This window comes from Variovorax sp. GrIS 2.14 (assembly GCF_046115955.1).
Classification (GTDB): domain Bacteria; phylum Pseudomonadota; class Gammaproteobacteria; order Burkholderiales; family Burkholderiaceae_C; genus Variovorax.
In genome coordinates this window covers 106,992-124,224 of record NZ_JBJXIA010000011.1, presented here as the reverse complement: position 1 = coordinate 124,224, position 17,233 = coordinate 106,992, and the positions used below count along the sequence as shown (strand labels likewise).

Annotated in this window: 14 protein-coding genes; 6 read left to right on the top strand and 8 right to left on the bottom strand. The window is 64.9% G+C overall.

The features are described from left to right. Positions 1-11 precede the first annotated feature (11 nt). Complete coding sequence (locus RCH10_RS18105) at positions 12-935, bottom strand: DMT family transporter (protein ID WP_323500975.1); 924 nt, start codon at positions 933-935, stop codon at positions 12-14. Beyond that, positions 935-2,092: an aromatic ring-hydroxylating oxygenase subunit alpha gene (locus RCH10_RS18100; RefSeq protein WP_409053458.1), complete on the bottom strand. Its 1,158-nt coding sequence runs from the start codon at positions 2,090-2,092 to the stop codon at positions 935-937. The genes RCH10_RS18105 and RCH10_RS18100 overlap by 1 nt, the downstream gene beginning before the upstream one ends. 165 nt (positions 2,093-2,257) lie before the next feature. Here RCH10_RS18100 and xseB point away from each other — a divergent pair, with 165 nt between their 5' ends. The 4 genes from xseB (at position 2,258) to RCH10_RS18080 (ending at position 6,623) form a co-directional block, all read left to right on the top strand. Beyond that, a complete protein-coding gene (gene xseB, locus RCH10_RS18095) occupies positions 2,258-2,503 on the top strand; it encodes an exodeoxyribonuclease VII small subunit (RefSeq protein WP_187051022.1) in 246 nt (81 codons plus the stop codon). Between the two features lie 32 nt (positions 2,504-2,535). Beyond that, positions 2,536-3,465, top strand: coding sequence for a polyprenyl synthetase family protein (locus RCH10_RS18090; RefSeq protein WP_409053524.1), 930 nt, complete (start codon positions 2,536-2,538; stop codon positions 3,463-3,465). A 12-nt stretch (positions 3,466-3,477) separates the two neighbouring features. Continuing rightward, on the top strand, positions 3,478-5,343 hold the full coding sequence (dxs, locus tag RCH10_RS18085) for a 1-deoxy-D-xylulose-5-phosphate synthase (RefSeq protein ID WP_409053457.1): 1,866 nt from the start codon (positions 3,478-3,480) through the stop codon (positions 5,341-5,343). A 200-nt stretch (positions 5,344-5,543) separates the two neighbouring features. Beyond that, a complete protein-coding gene (locus RCH10_RS18080; protein WP_409053456.1) occupies positions 5,544-6,623 on the top strand; it encodes a TRAP transporter substrate-binding protein in 1,080 nt (359 codons plus the stop codon). Here RCH10_RS18080 and RCH10_RS18075 read toward each other — a convergent pair. Both RCH10_RS18075 and RCH10_RS18070 read right to left on the bottom strand, forming a co-directional pair. Then, on the bottom strand, positions 6,601-7,047 hold the full coding sequence (locus tag RCH10_RS18075) for a hypothetical protein (protein ID WP_409053455.1): 447 nt from the start codon (positions 7,045-7,047) through the stop codon (positions 6,601-6,603). The genes RCH10_RS18080 and RCH10_RS18075 overlap by 23 nt on opposite strands. Next, positions 7,044-7,232: a hypothetical protein gene (locus RCH10_RS18070; RefSeq protein ID WP_409053454.1), complete on the bottom strand. Its 189-nt coding sequence runs from the start codon at positions 7,230-7,232 to the stop codon at positions 7,044-7,046. The genes RCH10_RS18075 and RCH10_RS18070 overlap by 4 nt, the downstream gene beginning before the upstream one ends. A gap of 134 nt (positions 7,233-7,366) precedes the next feature. Between RCH10_RS18070 and RCH10_RS18065 the strand changes: the two genes are divergently transcribed. Next, entirely contained in the window at positions 7,367-8,674 is a 1,308-nt protein-coding gene (locus RCH10_RS18065; protein WP_323497424.1) for an SUMF1/EgtB/PvdO family nonheme iron enzyme, read from the top strand. 83 nt (positions 8,675-8,757) lie between these two features. On the opposite strand, the gene RCH10_RS18060 is transcribed toward RCH10_RS18065, so the two are convergent. Both RCH10_RS18060 and RCH10_RS18055 read right to left on the bottom strand, forming a co-directional pair. Beyond that, positions 8,758-10,101: an MFS transporter gene (locus tag RCH10_RS18060; protein ID WP_409053523.1), complete on the bottom strand. Its 1,344-nt coding sequence runs from the start codon at positions 10,099-10,101 to the stop codon at positions 8,758-8,760. 77 nt (positions 10,102-10,178) lie between these two features. Next, on the bottom strand, positions 10,179-13,397 hold the full coding sequence (locus RCH10_RS18055; RefSeq protein ID WP_409053453.1) for a PAS domain-containing protein: 3,219 nt from the start codon (positions 13,395-13,397) through the stop codon (positions 10,179-10,181). A gap of 148 nt (positions 13,398-13,545) precedes the next feature. Here RCH10_RS18055 and msrB point away from each other — a divergent pair, with 148 nt between their 5' ends. Then, a complete protein-coding gene (gene msrB / locus RCH10_RS18050) occupies positions 13,546-14,034 on the top strand; it encodes a peptide-methionine (R)-S-oxide reductase MsrB (RefSeq protein WP_409053452.1) in 489 nt (162 codons plus the stop codon). A 32-nt stretch (positions 14,035-14,066) separates the two neighbouring features. On the opposite strand, the gene RCH10_RS18045 is transcribed toward msrB, so the two are convergent. Both RCH10_RS18045 and fdhF read right to left on the bottom strand, forming a co-directional pair. Further along, the gene (locus tag RCH10_RS18045) at positions 14,067-14,300 is read right to left on the bottom strand and encodes a formate dehydrogenase subunit delta (protein WP_323497420.1); all 234 of its coding nucleotides are present in this window, start codon (positions 14,298-14,300) and stop codon (positions 14,067-14,069) included. Between the two features lie 12 nt (positions 14,301-14,312). Further along, entirely contained in the window at positions 14,313-17,195 is a 2,883-nt protein-coding gene (fdhF, locus tag RCH10_RS18040; protein WP_409053451.1) for a formate dehydrogenase subunit alpha, read from the bottom strand. Between the last annotated feature and the right edge of the window lie 38 nt (positions 17,196-17,233).

Here is a 17,233-nt window from a genome sequence, read left to right as displayed (position 1 = left end):
CTTCGATGTTTTCAGTGTTCTTCAGCCGGCGCCTTCGGTAGCGAGCGTTGCCGCAACACGGTCGCTGCGATGCCGCTCGCCACGATCAGCGCCATGCCGGCCCAGCCCGCGCCATCGATGCGGTCCCCGAACACGAGCACGCTGTAGATGCCTGAAAACACGATGCCCGAATATTGCAGGTTGGCGACAGTCAGCGTACCGCCTTCGGTCTTGGCGCTGGCGTAGGCGCGGGTCATGCAGAGTTGTCCGAGCGAGGCCAGCACGCCGACCGGCAGCAGCCATATCGCGTGCATCCAGTTCCATGCCGAAAAGCCGGTCGTCAACGCCGCCGCCAGACCCACCACGGCAGAACCGACCGCGAAATAGAACACCGTGCGGGTCTCGGGTTCGCCCAGGCGCGAGAGCGCGACGACCTGCATATAGGCGAAGGCGGCGGTCAGCCCGGACATCAAGCCCATCAAGCCGGCAAAGCCCTGGTTGTCGCCGACGGTAGGCTTCAGCACCATCACCACGCCGCAGAAGCTGGCGATCACGGCCAGCACCAGCGGACCCTGTAGTGGCGGCTTGGGCAGGCTGCCGTCGCGACCCGGCACCGGCACCCAGGCGAGCAGTGCGCCCCCGACCAGAAACACCGCTATCCAGATGCTGCTCATGTAGTTGAGCGTCATCGCGGTGGCGAGCGGCATGTGGGCGATGGCGTAGAACCAGGCGCCAAGCGAGAGCACGCCGACCGTGCTGCGCCATGCGTGCATGCCCGGGTACTTCGTCGCGAGCGAGACGCCGCGGCTTCGGGCGATCGCCGCCAGAAAAACGATGCCGACCATGCCGCGATAGAAGACCAGTTCAGAGCTGGAGAACCAGGCCGATGCGATCTTCACGCAGACGCCCATGCTGGCGAACAGCAGCGAGGCCAGCACCATCCATAGCGCCTGCATCAGCGCGGCTGCGTCGTGGTGTGCATCTCCCGCCGATACCACTCGTGAAACTGCTGCATGCCGTCTTCCATCGGGCTCTGGTAAGGCCCGCTCTCGTCGTCGCCACGCAGCATGAGCGCGCGCCGCCCGGCATCCATGCGCTCGGCGATCTCGTCGTCTTCGACGCAGGTTTCCATGTAGGCGGCCTGTTGCGCTTCCACGAACTCGCGCTCGAAAGCGACGATTTCTTCAGGGTAGAAAAACTCCACCATGTTGAGCGTTTTCGTCGGACTGATCGGATGAAGCGTCGACACCGTCAACACATGCGGATACCACTCGACCATCACGTGCGGGTAGTAGGTGAGCCAGATCGCGCCGTACTTGGGCGGCTTGCCTTCACGGTACTTCAGCAGTTGCTCCTGCCATTTTTGATAGACCGGGCTGCCCGCGCGGCCCAGCCGATTGGCGACGCCCACCGTTTGCACCGAGAAATGCCGGTTGAACTCCCAGCGCAGGTCGTCGCAGGTGACGAAGCTGCCGAGACCCGGATGAAACGGGCCCACGTGATAGTCCTCGAGGTAGACCTCGATGAAGGTCTTCCAGTTGTAGTTGCACTCGTGCAGTTCGACCCGGTCGAGCGCGTAGCCGGTGAAGTCGAGGTCGGCACGCGGGCCCAGGCTGGCCATGTCGGCAGCGACGTCGCGGCTCGTGCCATCGGCGCTCGCATTGCGCTCGAACAGCAGGCCGTTCCACTCGGTCAGTGGGTAGTTATGCAGGTTCAGGCAGGGGTCCTGGTCGAAATGCGGCGCGCCGATCAGCGTGCCGGTGGTTCGCGGGTCTGCAGCGGCGTAAGTCCAGCGGTGCAGCGGGCAAACGATGTTGCCGCCGGCTTGCGTGGCGAGCTGGCCGCGGCCCTGCAGGATCAGCGCCTGCCGATGGCGGCACACGTTCGAAATCAGCTCGATGCCCTTGGGCGTATGCACGAGTGCGCGGCCGTGGTGCTCCTGGGGCAGCGTATGGAAGTTGCCCGGTTCGGGCACGGCCAGACTATGGCCGACGTAGCGCGGGCCTTTGGCAAACAACGTTTGCAGCTCGCGGGCGTATAGCGCCTCGTCGAAGTACGCAGAAACGTGAAGGGGGCTCGCGGCCTGCTGCAGTTGAAGACTTAAATCAGACATGGGGGACCTGACCAAGCTCCCCACAGGGAGAGAAAAAGATGAACGGATAAACCGTCGGGCAGAGACGCAATTGTACCTGCCGCCCCCAAATCGTGCCCCGACCTAAAATGCCTTACCCCGACCGGGCTATCTTCCAGCTTCTCCACACGAACAATCGATTCCCGCATGCCCAAGGTGCCCTCTCTCCAGCCAGTCACGATCGCGTTGCCCGCAACCTACGAAGCCGGCGTTCAGGAGCTCGAACAGTTGGTAGCTGAGCTCGAATCGGGCCAGTTGCCGCTCGACCAGCTGCTGGTCAGCTACCAGCGCGGCGCGGCCTTGCTGACGTTCTGCCGCGACAAGCTGCAAGCCGTCGAAGACCAGATCAAGGTGCTCGACGCTGGCAGCCTGAAGGTGTGGACCGCCGAATGAGTTCGCACGCAGCGATGACAGACCCGTCTGCTATGCCTGCCGCGCGGTGGGATGCCGCGTGCCTCGCCGCCTGGAGCGAGCCGCATCTGGCTAACGTCGAGGGGGCCCTGTCGCGTTGGGTCGGCGTCGATGCGCCGCTGCTGCTGGGCGATGCGATGCGGTACGCGGTGCTAGACGGCGGTAAGCGCCTCCGGCCGTTGCTGGTGATGGCGGCCAGCGAGGCTGTGCACGGCCGGCCCGACGCCGCCCTGCGCGCCGCCTGTGCCGCCGAGCTCATCCACGCCTATTCCCTCGTGCACGACGACCTGCCGTGCATGGACAACGACATTCTTCGCCGCGGCAAGCCCACGGTGCACGTCAAGTTCGGCGAGGCCGATGCGCTGTTGGCCGGTGATGCGTTGCAGGCGTTGGCGTTCGAGCTGCTGACTCCCGATGCCGATGACCCGAACGCTGCGGGCGATGCGGTACCTCCGGTGATGCAGGCCCTGCTGTGCCGCCTGCTGGCACGTGCCGCTGGTAGCCAGGGCATGGCCGGTGGCCAGGCCATCGACCTGGCCAGCGTCGGGCGCTCGCTCGACGAGCCGCAACTCCGCGAAATGCATCGCATGAAGACCGGCGCGCTGCTGCAAGGCAGCGTCGAGATGGGCGCGGCGTGCGCTGCCAGCGTGCCCGCGCCTGCACTGGCCGCGATGCGCGACTATGGCGCTGCTATCGGGCTCGCATTCCAGGTGGTCGACGACATCCTCGACGTCACTGCCGATTCGCACACGCTTGGCAAAACCGCCGGCAAGGATGCGGCCAGCGACAAACCCACTTACGTCTCCTTGCTTGGCCTCGACGGCGCACGCGCGCAGGCGCAACAACTTTTGACTGCGGCTCTGGCGGCGCTCGAACGCAGCGCATTGCCCGACACCAACGCGCTGCGAGCGCTGGCCCATATGGTCGTCGATCGCGACCGATAACAACAACTCTTCATGGCTCCGCTGCTCCCCACTCTCCACGACCCGTCTCCGATCCGCCAATACGACCGCGCGCAGTTGCAGCAACTGGCCGACGAGGTGCGTGCCTGCGTGCTCGACAACGTGTCGCGCACCGGTGGCCACCTCAGTTCGAACTTGGGCACGGTGGAGCTGACCGTCGCGCTGCACCACGTCTTCAACACGCCGCACGACCGCCTGGTGTGGGACGTGGGTCATCAGACCTATCCGCACAAGATCCTGACCGGCCGGCGTGAGCGCATGCCGACGCTGCGGCAGCAGGGCGGAATCTCAGGCTTTCCGCAGCGCAGCGAAAGCGAGTACGACACCTTCGGCACGGCGCATTCGTCGACCAGTATTTCGGCTGCGCTCGGCATGGCGATGGCCGCCAAGCAAAAGGGCGAAGACCGCCATGCCGTGGCGATCATCGGCGACGGCGCACTCACGGCCGGCATGGCTTTCGAGGCGCTCAACAACGCAGGCGTGGCCGACTGCAAGCTGCTGGTGATCCTGAACGACAACGACATGTCGATCAGCCCGCCGGTCGGTGCGCTCAACCGCTATTTGGCGCAGCTGATGAGCGGCAATTTCTACGCCGCCGCGAAGAACGTCGGCAAGAGCGTGCTGCGCGGCGCGCCGCCGTTGTTCGAGCTTGCCAAGCGCTTCGAGCAGCATGCCAAGGGCATGGTCGTGCCAGCCACGCTGTTCGAGCAGTTCGGCTTCAACTACGTCGGCCCGATCGATGGACACGACCTCGATTCGCTGGTGCCCACGCTCGAGAACCTGAAGCATCTGCACGGCCCGCAGTTTCTGCACGTCGTCACCAAAAAGGGCCAGGGCTACAAGCTGGCCGAAGCCGATCCCGTGGCCTATCACGGCCCTGGCAAGTTCGATCCGAGCATTGGCATCGTCAAGCCGACCACGCAACCCAAGCTGACATTCACGCAAGTCTTCGGCCAGTGGCTGTGCGACACGGCCGCGCAGGACGGTCGCCTGGTCGGCATCACACCGGCGATGCGCGAGGGCTCGGGGCTGGTCGAGTTCGAGCAGCGTTTTCCGGACCGCTATTACGACGTCGGCATTGCTGAGCAGCATGCCGTCACTTTCGCGGCCGGCCTGGCTTGCGAAGGGCTGAAGCCGGTCGTTGCCATTTACTCGACCTTTCTTCAGCGTGCCTACGACCAGCTGATCCACGACGTTGCGATCCAGAATTTGCCTGTCGTGTTCGCGCTCGATCGCGCTGGGCTGGTGGGCGCCGACGGTGCCACGCACGCGGGCGCCTATGACATCCCGTTCCTGCGATGCATTCCCAACATGAGCATCGCGTGCCCGGCCGATGAAGCCGAGTGCCGCCAGCTACTCACCAGCGCCTACGAACAGAACCACCCCGTGGCGGTGCGTTATCCACGCGGCGCCGGCGCGGGCGTCACGCCGCACCTCACGCTCGATGCGCTGCCTTTCGGCAAGGGCGAAGTGCGCCGCACGGGCAAAGGCATCGTGATCCTCGCGTTCGGCACGTTGCTGTATCCGGCGCTGGTCGCGGCCGAGGCGCTCGACGCCACGGTTGTCAACATGCGCTGGGCCAAGCCGCTGGATGTCGCGTTGGTGAATGAAATGGCCAAGTCGCACGATGCCATCGTCACACTCGAGGAGGGCGCGATCATGGGCGGCGCGGGTAGCGCGGTGCTCGAGGCGCTGCAAGTGGCCGGCCTCCAGAAGCCTGTGCTGCAGCTCGGCTTGCCCGACCGTTTCATCGAGCATGGCGATCCGGTCAAGTTGCTGTCAGGGCTCGGGCTCGACGCGGCGGGCATTCAAGCGTCTATCGAGGCGCGATTTCCGGTCGAAGGCACGCCGCTGAGTTGAAGCGTTGATCCGATCCGCGGCGTTACTGCGCCGCCCGGAACGTCCTCGGGACCTCGCGGGGAAAACCCGCTCGTTCGCGCGGGAGGCGGTTTTTACAATGCTCCGGTCCCTCGAGCTTTCGAGTCGACAGCTTTCAAGAGCCGTCAACGCGGTCACCAGCTGCGTCTTGCGTAGTTCCCCGCATCCCAGGAGACAACCCAATGGACCGTCGTTCTCTCATTAAAAACGCAGGCATTGCCGGCATCCTCGCCGTCGGCAGTGCGCCCGCCGTGCACGCCCAGGCGGCGGTGCGCTGGCGTTGTGCCTCCAGCTTTCCGAAGTCGCTGGACACCATCTTCGGCACCAGCGAGGCCTTCGTTAAAAGCGTCCGCGACATGAGCGGCGGCAGGTTCCAGATATCGATGCATGCAGGCGGCGAACTTATTCCGGCGTTCGGCGTAGTCGATGGCGTGCAAAGCGGGGCGGTCGAAATGGCCCACACCGCGCCGTATTATTTCTACGGCAAAGACCCGGCGTTTTGCCTCGGCTGCTCAGTGCCTTTTGGCATGAACACGCGGCAGCAGAACGCATGGATGTACGAGGGCAACGGCATGAAGCTGATGCGTGCCTTCTATGCCAAGTACAACATCGTCAACCTGCCGGGCGGCAATACAGGGGCCCAGATGGGTGGCTGGTTCCGGAAGGAAATCAAGTCGATCGCCGACCTCAAGGGCCTCAAGTTCGGCACCAATCCGTTTGCCGGCAAGGTGCTCGAGCCCTTCGGTGTCATTGCGCAATCCATCCCCGGCGCTGACCTGTACCCGGCACTCGAGAAGGGCACGCTCGACGGCCTGGAATGGGTCGGCCCCTACGACGACCAGCAGCTCGGCTTCAACAAGATCGCGCCGTTCTACTACTACCCCGGCTGGTGGGAGGGTGGTGCGGAAATCGACTTCTACATCAACAGCAAGGCTTGGGAAGGCCTGTCGGCCGAGTACAAGGCCATCGTCGAAGGGGCGGCCGCACAGGCCAACCTCTCGATGACGGCCAAGTACGACGCCAAGAACCCGATCGCGCTGAAGCAAATGGTCGGCTCGGGCACCAAGCTGCGACCCTTCTCGCAAGACGTGATGAATGCGGCCTTCAAGTCGGCGCGGCAGATTTACTCGGACCTTAACCACACGAACCCCGAGTGGAAAAAGATCTACCCAGACTGGGTCAAGTTTCTCGGTGACGAAAACGCTTGGTTCCGCTACACCGAAGGCACGTTCGATCGCTTCATGCAGCAGCAGAAGCTGTAGTTTGCATGGCGCACTGCGCCACACGCTCAATGAAAGCGGTGAGCAGCCGTGGGTCGGCCGAGTGAAACCAGGTGATCGCGCCATTGCGTCGGCGCACCAGCAAACGCGGCGCCATGGCACGTTCGAGCCAGCCGATGTGTACGAGTTTGAGCTGCACGACATCGTGTGCGTCCGCGCGCTTGTTCCACAACCACGTCTGCGTCATGACGTCGCCATCGAGGCGGGTGCGGCTGCGCACGGTCCAGTAGCCCATCCACATCACGCACACCGATGCCAGGCCGAAGACCCACACGCTGCCAGCCGACCACGCCGTGCTGCGCAGGGCCGGAAAACTCCAGACGCCGAATGCGACGACGTCGAACGCCAGCACCACCGCGAGGATGCGGAGCAGGCGCGGGAACGCGGGGCTGTCGATCGCGTTCATGGCGCCGTCTCGTAAGCCGGGGGTGGCGCCGGCTTCGTGGGAGCATTGTTGAAGTCGAAGCCGCAGCGGATAAGCGCGTTGCCGGCCAAGACGAGCGTTGCGAACAGCACCGCATAACCGGCGAGCTTGCCGAATTTTTCGCTGATCCAGTCCATGACTGTCGCGAACCTCAAAAGTGCGGACAAAGGGTTATCTCCCGACGGATCGCAACAAGATGGGAGCCCTCTTGAGCTTGCGTTGGGGCTTGCTCCGAGCTCGACAAAAGCGCGCATGTTACAGCCCGCATCAGCGTGCGCAACGGCTGTCGCCATAATCGCGCATGCCTTCGAGCCCCCCGTCATCGACGCCGTTCAGCGCACATCCGGTGCCGTATTCCATTGACTCGCCCGACATGCGGCGTGCGGGCCGGGAACTGCTTTCGCTGGCGCTGATCGATGCACGCAATCACACGTTGCACCTGCTGTCGCTGTGCGAAAACGTGTGGGGCTCGGTCGAGTTGCCGGCCGCTGCTGCGTATGCAGAGGGCGAAGAGGGTGTCGCGTCGCCGGTCTGGATGGCCGGCCACGTCGGCTGGTTTTCCGAGTGGTGGATCGCCCGCAACACGCAGCGTGCTTTCGGCGCCGATTGCCCGGCGCGTCCGACGCGGCTGGCTGCCATCGACCCCAACGCCGACGGCTGGTGGAACCCGACGCAGCGCACGCCCGATACACGCTGGTTGCCCGACTTGCCCGACCTGAGCCAGACCAAGGCCTATCTGCTCGAAACGCTGGAGAGCACGCTCGAGCTGCTGGAGCACGCGGCAGAAACGGATGCCGGGTTGTACTTCTATCGGCTCGCGTTGTTCTATGAAGATCTGTGCGGCGAGCAGCTGGTCGTGACGGCGCAAGCACTCGGTTTGCCGCTCGGCATCGAGCAGACCCCGACTGCCGTCACGCGTGAACCCTTGCTGGTGCCTGCGACGACGTGGGAGCTAGGTTTGCCCGATGCCGGTTTCGTCTTTGCACAGGAACGCGGCGGCGACCGCATCGAAGTGCCAGAGTTCGAGATCGATGCGCAGCCGATCACCTGGAGCCAATTCATCGAGTTCGTCGACGATGGCGGCTACGACGCGAGCGCGCTCTGGCATCCCGAGGGATGGCGCTGGCTCAACGCGCAGGTCGAAGGGCGTCGTGCGCCACGCTATGTCGAGCAGATCGGCGGTGCGCGGCATGGCAGCGGTGGCTCGGTGCTGCAACGCCGCTTCGGCACCACGGTGCGTGCCGCGGGCCAGCAGAGTGCCGTGCACTTGAGCTGGTGGGAGGCCGATGCCTGGGCCCGCTGGGCCGGTCGCCGCGTCGCGACCGAAGTCGAATGGGAGATCGCTGCGCACACGGCGGCACGCCGTGGCTTTCGGTGGTCCGACGTGCAGGAGTGGACCGCTGGAACCTTGCAGCCGTGGGTCGGCTTCAAGGCCGACCCGTGGAGTGCCGGCAGTGCCTTCGATCCGGTGCCCGCCTTCGGCCAGGCGCGCGTGCTGCGCGGTGCATCGTTCGCGACCCGCGCCCGGCTGCGCTCCGACAAGCGACGCGACTTTGCCGCGCCGGGTCGTGACGATGGCTTCTTCGGATTCAGAACCTGCGCGGTTTGAAGACGGTCGGTGGCCAGGCTGCGCCTGCACCCATTTTTTTGCACATGAGTGCCGCAGTCGACGGGTAAAAATCAGAGGTAAAGTCAGTCCGCGCCCAGTGGCGGCGCCACATCCTCCAGCGATTTGCGTTCCGCGTCCACGCCCATCCGCAGGGCCAGCAAACCCGCCACGATGACCAGCGCGGCGCCGATGCAATAGCCGACCGTCACCGCGCCGCGGCTGCCGGTTTCGATCAGCATGCCGAACAACACCGGCGCAGCGAAACCACCCGCGCCTGTGCCCACTGCATAGAAGATCGAGATGGCCAGCGCCCGCATCTCCAGAGGAAACACCTCGCTCACCGTCAGATACGCCGAGCTGGCCGCCGCCGACGCCAGAAAGAACACCGCAGACCAGCACAGCGCCTGCGTCAATGCGTCGAGCCAACCCGGCATGAACGCGCCGCCGGTGAGCGCCAGCCCGACGCCCGACAGCACATAGGTGAACGCGATCATCCTGCGCCGCCCGATGCGATCGAACAGCGGGCCGAGCAGCAACGGACCGAGCACGTTACCGAGCGCGAACGGAAAGATGTAGAGCGCCACGCGGCCTTCGGGTACGCCATGAAAGCGCGTGAGCACCAGCGCGTAGGTGAAGAAGATCGCGTTGTAGAAAAAGGCCTGCGAGACCATCAAGGCCATCGCGACCACGCTGCGGCGCCGGTACTTGCGCAACAGCACGTGCGCGACCTCGCGCATCGTTGGCGGCGTGCGCCGGCCCGACACCGTCAGGCCGACCGCCGGTGGCAGCGGCCCGCATTCCGCTGCCACTTTGCATTCGATGGTGTCGAGGATGCGGCGAGCTTCCTCTTCGCGGCCTTGCGCGATCAGCCAGCGCGGACTTTCAGGCACGTCGCGCCGTACCAGCAATATGGCGACGGCCAGCACTGCGCCGAGTCCGAAGCCGACGCGCCAGCCCCACACCGGCCCGAGCACGCGCGGGTCGAGCAGTACCAGACTGAGCCCGGCACCGAGCGCTGCACCGACCCAGAAACTTCCGTTGATCGCGAGGTTGACACGCCCCCGCAGCCGCGCCGGAATGAGTTCGTCGATGGCCGAGTTGATGGCCGCGTATTCGCCGCCGATGCCCAGTCCGGTGACGAAGCGGCAGAGCGCGAAGAAGGCGAAGTCGTTCGAGAACGCCGTCGCCAGCGTGCCGATCGTGTAGACCACCAGCGTGACGAGAAACAGCTTCTTGCGGCCGAGCCTGTCGGTCAGCCGGCCAAACAGCAGGGCACCCACGACCGCACCGGCGATGTAGACGGAACCCGACCAGCCGATCTCGGTCGCGGTGAGCGCCAGCGTGTCGGCACGTTCGAGCACCGCGCCGATCGAGCCGACCAGCGTCACTTCGAGTCCGTCGAGCACCCACGCGATACCGAGCGCCATGACCACGCGCCAGTGCCAGCGCGACCAGGGCAAGCGGTCGAGCCGCGCCGGAATATCGGTCGCGCGGGCGGACGCGATCAGCTCGACGGCCCTCGCACGATCTGCTCGATGTGCTGCGCGAAATCGTCGATTGCGAAGGGCTTGGCGATCAGGTCCATGCCAGGCTCCAGAAACTCGGCGCGAGTCGTTGCATGTTCCGCATAGCCGGTCATGAAAAGCACGTGCAAGCCGGGCCGCTGCTGGCGTGCGAACTCAGCCAACTGCCGGCCGTTGATGCCTGGCAGGCCAACGTCGGTGACCAGCAGGTCGATCGGCACCGCGGACTGCAATATCGGAATGGCCGTGGTGCCGTCGACGGCCTCGATGGTGCGATAGCCGAGGTCGGCCAGCACGTCGAGCACCAGCAGTCGAACAGCCGGATCGTCCTCGACCACCATCACGACTTCGCCGCGTCCCTGCGGTAGCGCAGCGGCTGCGGCCTCCGCCTCGACGGCTGCAGCGGCGTCGGCATGGGCTGGCGGCAAATAAAGCGTCACGCGCGTGCCGTGGCCGACGCGGCTTTCGATGCGGACATGGCCACGCGACTGTTGTGCGAAGCCGTAGACCATGGAGAGTCCGAGGCCGGTGCCCTGGCCAATCGGCTTGGTCGTGAAGAAGGGGTCGAACACCTTGGCCAGAACTTCAGGCGACATGCCGGTGCCGGTGTCGGCGACCGAAATGGCGATGTAGTCGCCGGCATCCAGGCCTTCGTGATGGCGCGTTTCGGATTCGCGCAGCGTCGCATGGCCGGTCGACAAGATCAGAGCACCGCCATGCGGCATGGCATCGCGCGCATTGATGGCCAGGTTGAGAATGGCGCTTTCGAGTTGCGGCTCGTCACCCAGCGCAGCGCCTATGCCGTCGGCCAACTGCACCTCGAGCCGCACCTGCTCGCCCAGCGTGCGGCGCAGCAGATCTTCCATCGAGCCGATCAGTGCGTTGACATCGACCGCGCGCGGGTCGAGCGTCTGGCGCCGCGAGAACGCCAGCAGACGTTGAATGAGCGCGGCTGCACGATGCGCCGACTGTGTTGCCGAACTCATGTAGCGATCGAGGTCGTCGATGCGGCCCAGCGCGACGCGGCGCCGCACGATCTCGATCGAGCCGGTGATGCCTTGCAGCAGGTTGTTGAAGTCGTGCGCGATGCCGCCGGTGAGTTGCCCAATGGCTTCCATCTTCTGGCTTTGGCGCAGCCGCGACTCGGAGTCGCGCAGCGCCGTGATGTCGCGCCCGACCGCATAAAGAGAGTCCGTCTCAGGCACCGCGATCCATGACAACGTGCGATAGCTGCCGTCCTTGTGGCGGTACCGGTTTTCAAAGCGCAGCGTGATCTGCCCACGCGACAGCTTGGCGATTTCGGCCACCGTCGAGTCGATGTCGTCCGGGTGCACAAAATCGAACAGGGGCTGGCCGACCAATTCCGCTTCGGTCCAGCCGAGCAACGTTTCCCAAGCCGGGTTGATCGCCCGAATGACCCCTACGAAGTCGCCGACGACCATGATGTCGGCGCTTAGTTGCCACAGCCGGTCGCGGTCGCGCGTGCGCTCTTCGACGCTTTGCGCGAGGCGCTCCTGCGCTGCCTTCTGGTCGTTGATGTCGGTGTTGGTGCCGACCCAGCGCATCGGCGCGCCGCCTTCGCCGTTTGCGCCGACGTGACCGTCGCCGTCCTGCACCGGATGGGCGCGCACCAGATGCCAACGGTAGTCGCCGTCGAGCCGACGAAGCCGAAACTCCGCTGCGTAGGGCAATTGCGTCGCAAGCGAAAGCTGCCATTGCGAGACGACATCGGGCAGGTCGTCTGGATGGACGATCGTCGCCCAGCCGTTGCCTTCGAGCTGCTCGAAGTGCATGCCGGAGTACTCATAGACCTGGTCATTGAACCAGTCGAGCCGGCCGTCTCCTGCTGCGGTCCAGACCTGGTTGGGCACTGCCTGGGCCAGCGCACGAAAGCGGCCCTCGCTCTGGCGCAAAGTGGCTTCTACCTGCTTGGCCCCTGTGATGTCCTGCACCACGCCGCGCAACAACATCGGCTTGCCGGCGTCGTTGCGAACCAGTTCGGCACGCCGTGCGATCCAGCGCAACGACTGATCGTCGGCGCGGCGAATGCGGTATTCGACATTGAGGCGCAACGAGCCATCGACGCGGTTCGTGAGCGTCGACATGGGCTCTACGGCGTCGATGCGCAAGGTGTCGACGACCGAGGCCTGGAATTCAGGCCGCACCGGCACGCCGAAGATGCGACAGAACTCTGCCGACACACTCAGTTCGTTGGTCGCGATGTCGAGCAGAAAGACGCCGATGCCGCCCGCCGCCTGCGCCAGTCGCAGTTGCTTGTTGGTTTCCCGCAGCGCCTGTTCGGCGAGCTTGCGGCTGTCGATGTCGACCATCACGCCCGGAAAGCGCAGGGGCCGGTTCATCGCATCGTGTTCTACGTAGCCGCTGGCCTCCACCCACCGCCAGCGAGCGTCGAGCGTCCGCACCCGGTACTCGACGCGGTACGGCGCGCCCTGGGCAAGCGACTCGGCGATGGCTGCCTGCACTTTGGACAGGTCATCGGGATGAATCGCTTCCAGAAATCGCGAAATCGGCAGGCCGCGTTGCCTGTCCGGCGCCTGCAAGGAAAAAGCCGTCGCGAGGGCTTCATCGGCGAACACCATGTCGGTCTGCACGTCCCACATCCAGGTGCCGACGATGGCGCTCGCGCTCAGGGCAAGTGCGGTGCGCCGTGACGCATCGCGAAGGCGCGTTTCACTTTCAGAAAGTGCCAGGCGACCGTGTACGCGCTCGGTGGTTTCGTTGACGAGGCACAGCACGCCGCCGATGTGGCCGTCGGCCTCGCGCACGGGGGAAAACGACACGTCGAAGAACACTTCTTCGAGATGGCCGTGGCGATCGATATGGAACGGTCTGTCGATGGCCGAAAAGCTCTCGCCCTGTTGCAACACCTGATTCAACAGCGGGCCGAGGTCGTCCCACAGTTCCGCCCAGTTTTCTGCCGCCGGCCTTCCGAAGGCTGTCGGGTGCTTCAGGCCGATGGTCGGCGCGTAGGCGTCGTTGTACAGCGCGACCAGCTCGGGCCCCCAGAAAAGCACCATCTGCGCATGCGCCGGCAACATCAATTCCAGCGTTGTGCGCAAGGCTTGCGGCCAGGCCGGTGGAGCCCCCAAAGGCGAGCGACGGGCATCGAGCCCACGCGCCAGCGCCGCCGCCTCGCCGGCGCCAGCCGGCCATCCGAGCAAGGAAGATTCGCGCTTCATCGAAAGATTATGGGAGGTGCGCCAGTGCTTTGTTGTCCGGAAAAGTCCCAGTAAAAGAATCCACGGAGCGTTTGTCTGCGTACACAGCAGGTACCAAACGCCGCCGAAACTCCGGATTGCGTCAACCAGACACCTCATCGGAGCACCCATGGCACCCCGCAGGCAATTTCTGTTCACTCTCGCGGCCGGCGCGCTCGGCACGCTTCCCGGCTTGTTGCTCACTCCGGTCGCCCGCGCCGCCAAGGCCTACGAGGTGACGCACACCGAGGCGCAGTGGAAGGCGATGCTCAAGCCCGAGCAATTTCAGGTGCTTCGCCAGGCGGGCACCGAGCGGCCGTACTCCAGCCCGCTCGACAAGGAAAAGCGTACCGGCACGTTCTCGTGCGCTGGCTGCAAGTTGCCGTTGTTCTCGTCGACCACCAAGTTCGACAGCCGCACCGGCTGGCCCAGCTTCTTCCAGCCGATGGACAACTCGGTCGAAAAGACGTCTGACAACAGCCTGGGCATGAGCCGGGACGAGGTGCTGTGCCGGCGCTGCGGCGGCCACCTGGGTCACGTTTTCGACGACGGTCCGCCGCCGACCGGCCTGCGCTACTGCATGAACGGTCTGGCGATGGCGTTCACCGTCCAGACCTGAGCCGGGCGCCGGGCGCTTCCGATGCGCTCTGGTCAGCCCAACACGTCGCGGTGCAGGCTGATTGCTTCGACGACCATTGCGCTTAAGTCGGTGGTGTCGCCTCTGCCACTTTGGTCGACGTGCGCCAGTAACGCACGCCGCATGCGCGGTTCCCAGAATCGCTTTAAGTGCTGCGCAATGCCTTCCAGCGCCTCCTCGCGGTCGGGCATGGCCTCGAAAAAGGTGCCGATCTGGTTGGCCATGCGTACCAGCGAATCAACTTGCATCGCGCACGACCGTCATTTCGCCGACGCGACATCTGCTGGCTCGGCGCGCGCAGCCAGAAGGTCCAGCTGCACCTTGTGGAACCGGCTGTATTCCTGTTGCCACGCAGAAGGCTGCATCACAGGCATGACCTGCACCGCTGTCACCTTGTATTCAGGGCAGTTGGTGGCCCAGTCGGAGTTGTCGGTGGTGATGACGTTGGCACCCGATTCCGGGAAGTGGAATGTCGTGTAGACCACACCCGGCTGCATGCGCTCGGACACCGTCGCGCGCAGCACCGTCTCGCCGGCACGGCTCTGGATACCGACCCAGTCGTCTTCCGCGATGCCGCGCTCCTCGGCGTCGTGCGGATGGATTTCCAGCCGGTCTTCGCTGTGCCACTGGTTGTTGTCGGTGCGGCGGGTCTGCGCACCGACGTTGTATTGCGACAGGATGCGGCCAGTGGTCAGCAGCAGCGGAAATTTGCGCGTGACCTTCTCGTCCGTCGCCACGTACTGCGTGACGATGAATTTGCCCTTGCCGCGCACGAAGGCGTCGATATGCATGGTCGGCGTTCCCTCGGGCGCGTCGGCATTGCACGGCCACTGGATGCTGCCGAGTTCGTCGAGCCGCTCGTAGCTCACGCCGGAAAAAGTCGGCGTCAGCGCGGCGATCTCGTCCATGATTTCTTTCGGGCTGGCGTAGTGCATCGGATAGCCCAGCGCCTGCGCCAGCTTCTGCGTCACTTCCCAATCGGCCAGTCCGGCCTTGGGCGGCATCACTTTGCGCACGCGCGAAATGCGCCGCTCGGCGTTGGTGAAAGTGCCGTCTTTTTCGAGGAACGACGAGCCGGGCAAAAACACGTGCGCGTACTTGGCGGTCTCGTTCAGAAAGAGGTCTTGCACCACCACGCATTCCATCCCCATCATGGCGGCGGCCACGTGCTGCGTGTTGGGGTCCGACTGCACGATGTCCTCGCCTTCGCAATACAGACCCTTGAAGCTGCCGCTCAACGCCGCATCGAACATGTTGGGTATGCGCAGGCCCGGCTCGGGGCTGATCTCGACACCCCACGCTGCTTCGAACGACGCGCGCGTGATGCTGTCGGATACGTGCCGGTAGCCGGGCAGTTCATGCGGGAACGAGCCCATGTCGCAGGCACCCTGCACGTTGTTCTGTCCGCGCAACGGGTTGATGCCCACACCTTCACGGCCGACGTTGCCGGTGGCCATCGCGAGGTTGGCGATGCCCATCACCATCGTCGAGCCCTGGCTGTGTTCGGTCACGCCCAGGCCGTAGTAGATGGCACCGTTCGCGGCATTCGCATAGAGGCGTGTCGCTGCGCGCAGGTCGGCCGACGGCACCCCGGTCGCCGCTTCCATCGCCTCGGGCGAATTCTCGGCACGCGCCACGAATTCGCGCCATTCGCCGAACGACTTGGCGTCGCAACGTTCGGCCACGAATGCTTCGGCGACGAGCCCTTCGGTGACCACGACATGCGCCATTGCGGTGATCACCGCCACGTTGGTGCCGGGCTTCAGCTGCAAGTGGTGATCCGCTTGCACATGCGGCGAGCGCACGATGTCGATGCGGCGTGGGTCGATCACGATCAGCCTGGCGCCAGCCACGGTAGCGCTGCCGCGCAGCCGCTTCTTCATGCGCGACGCGAACACCGGATGGCCGTCGGTCGGGTTCGCGCCGATGACCACGATCACGTCGGCTTGCTCGACCGACTTGAACGTCTGCGTGCCGGCGGACGTGCCGAGCGTCTGGCCCAGCCCATAGCCGGTGGGCGAGTGGCACACGCGCGCACAGGTGTCGACGTTGTTGTTGCCGAAAGCGGTGCGGACCAGCTTTTGCACCAGGTAGGTTTCTTCGTTGGTGCAGCGTGACGAGGTGATGCCACCGATCGAATCGCGGCCGTGTTTGGCCTGCAGGCGCTTGAACTCGCTGGCCGCGTGGTTCACTGCCACATCCCAGCTGACCTCCTGCCATGGGTCGGTGATCTTCTCGCGGATCATCGGCTTCAACATCCGGTCTTGATGCGTCGCGTAGCCCCAGGCGAAGCGGCCCTTGACGCACGAGTGACCCTCGTTGGCCTTGCCGTCTTTCCACGGCGTCATGCGCACGACTTCGTTGCCTTTCATCTCCGCTTTGAAGCCGCAACCCACGCCGCAGTAGGCGCAGGTGGTGATGACGCTGTGCTCCGGCTGGCCGAGCCAGATGACCGACTTCTCCTGCAGCGTGGCGGTCGGGCAGGCCGAGACGCAGGCGCCGCAACTCACGCATTCCGACGCCATGAAGGGTTCGTCTTGCCCGGGCGACACGCGCGACTCGAAGCCGCGGCCGCTGATCGTCAGCGCAAAGGTGCCCTGCGTTTCTTCGCAGGCACGCACGCAGCGGTTGCACACGATGCACTTGCTCGGGTCATAGGTGAAGTAGGGGTTCGACTCGTCTTTCTTTGCCTTTAGATGGTTGGCGCCGTCCAAGCCGTAGCGGACGTTTCGCAAGCCGGTCACGCCCGCCATGTCCTGCAGTTCACAGTCGCCGTTGGCCGCGCAGGTGAGGCAGTCGAGCGGATGGTCGGAGATGTAGAGCTCCATCACGCCCTTGCGCAATTGCTGCAGCTTGGGCGTTTGCGTGCGCACTTTCATGCCGGCCTCGGCAGGCGTGGTGCACGAGGCCGGGTAGCCCTTGCGGCCGTCGATCTCGACCAGGCACAGGCGGCAAGAGCCGAAGGGTTCCAGGCTGTCGGTCGCGCAGAGCTTGGGCACCTGGATGCCGGCGTCGACGGCAGCGCGCATCAACGACGTGCCGGCCGGCACGGTCACTTCGTTGCCGTCGATTTCGAGCGTGACCTCGCGTGGCGATTCGCGGTGGGGCGTGCCGTAGTCGGTGTCTTTGTGGGCGTCCAGCATGGGTTGGTTCGGTGACTTCGTTTGACGGCTTCAGGCCG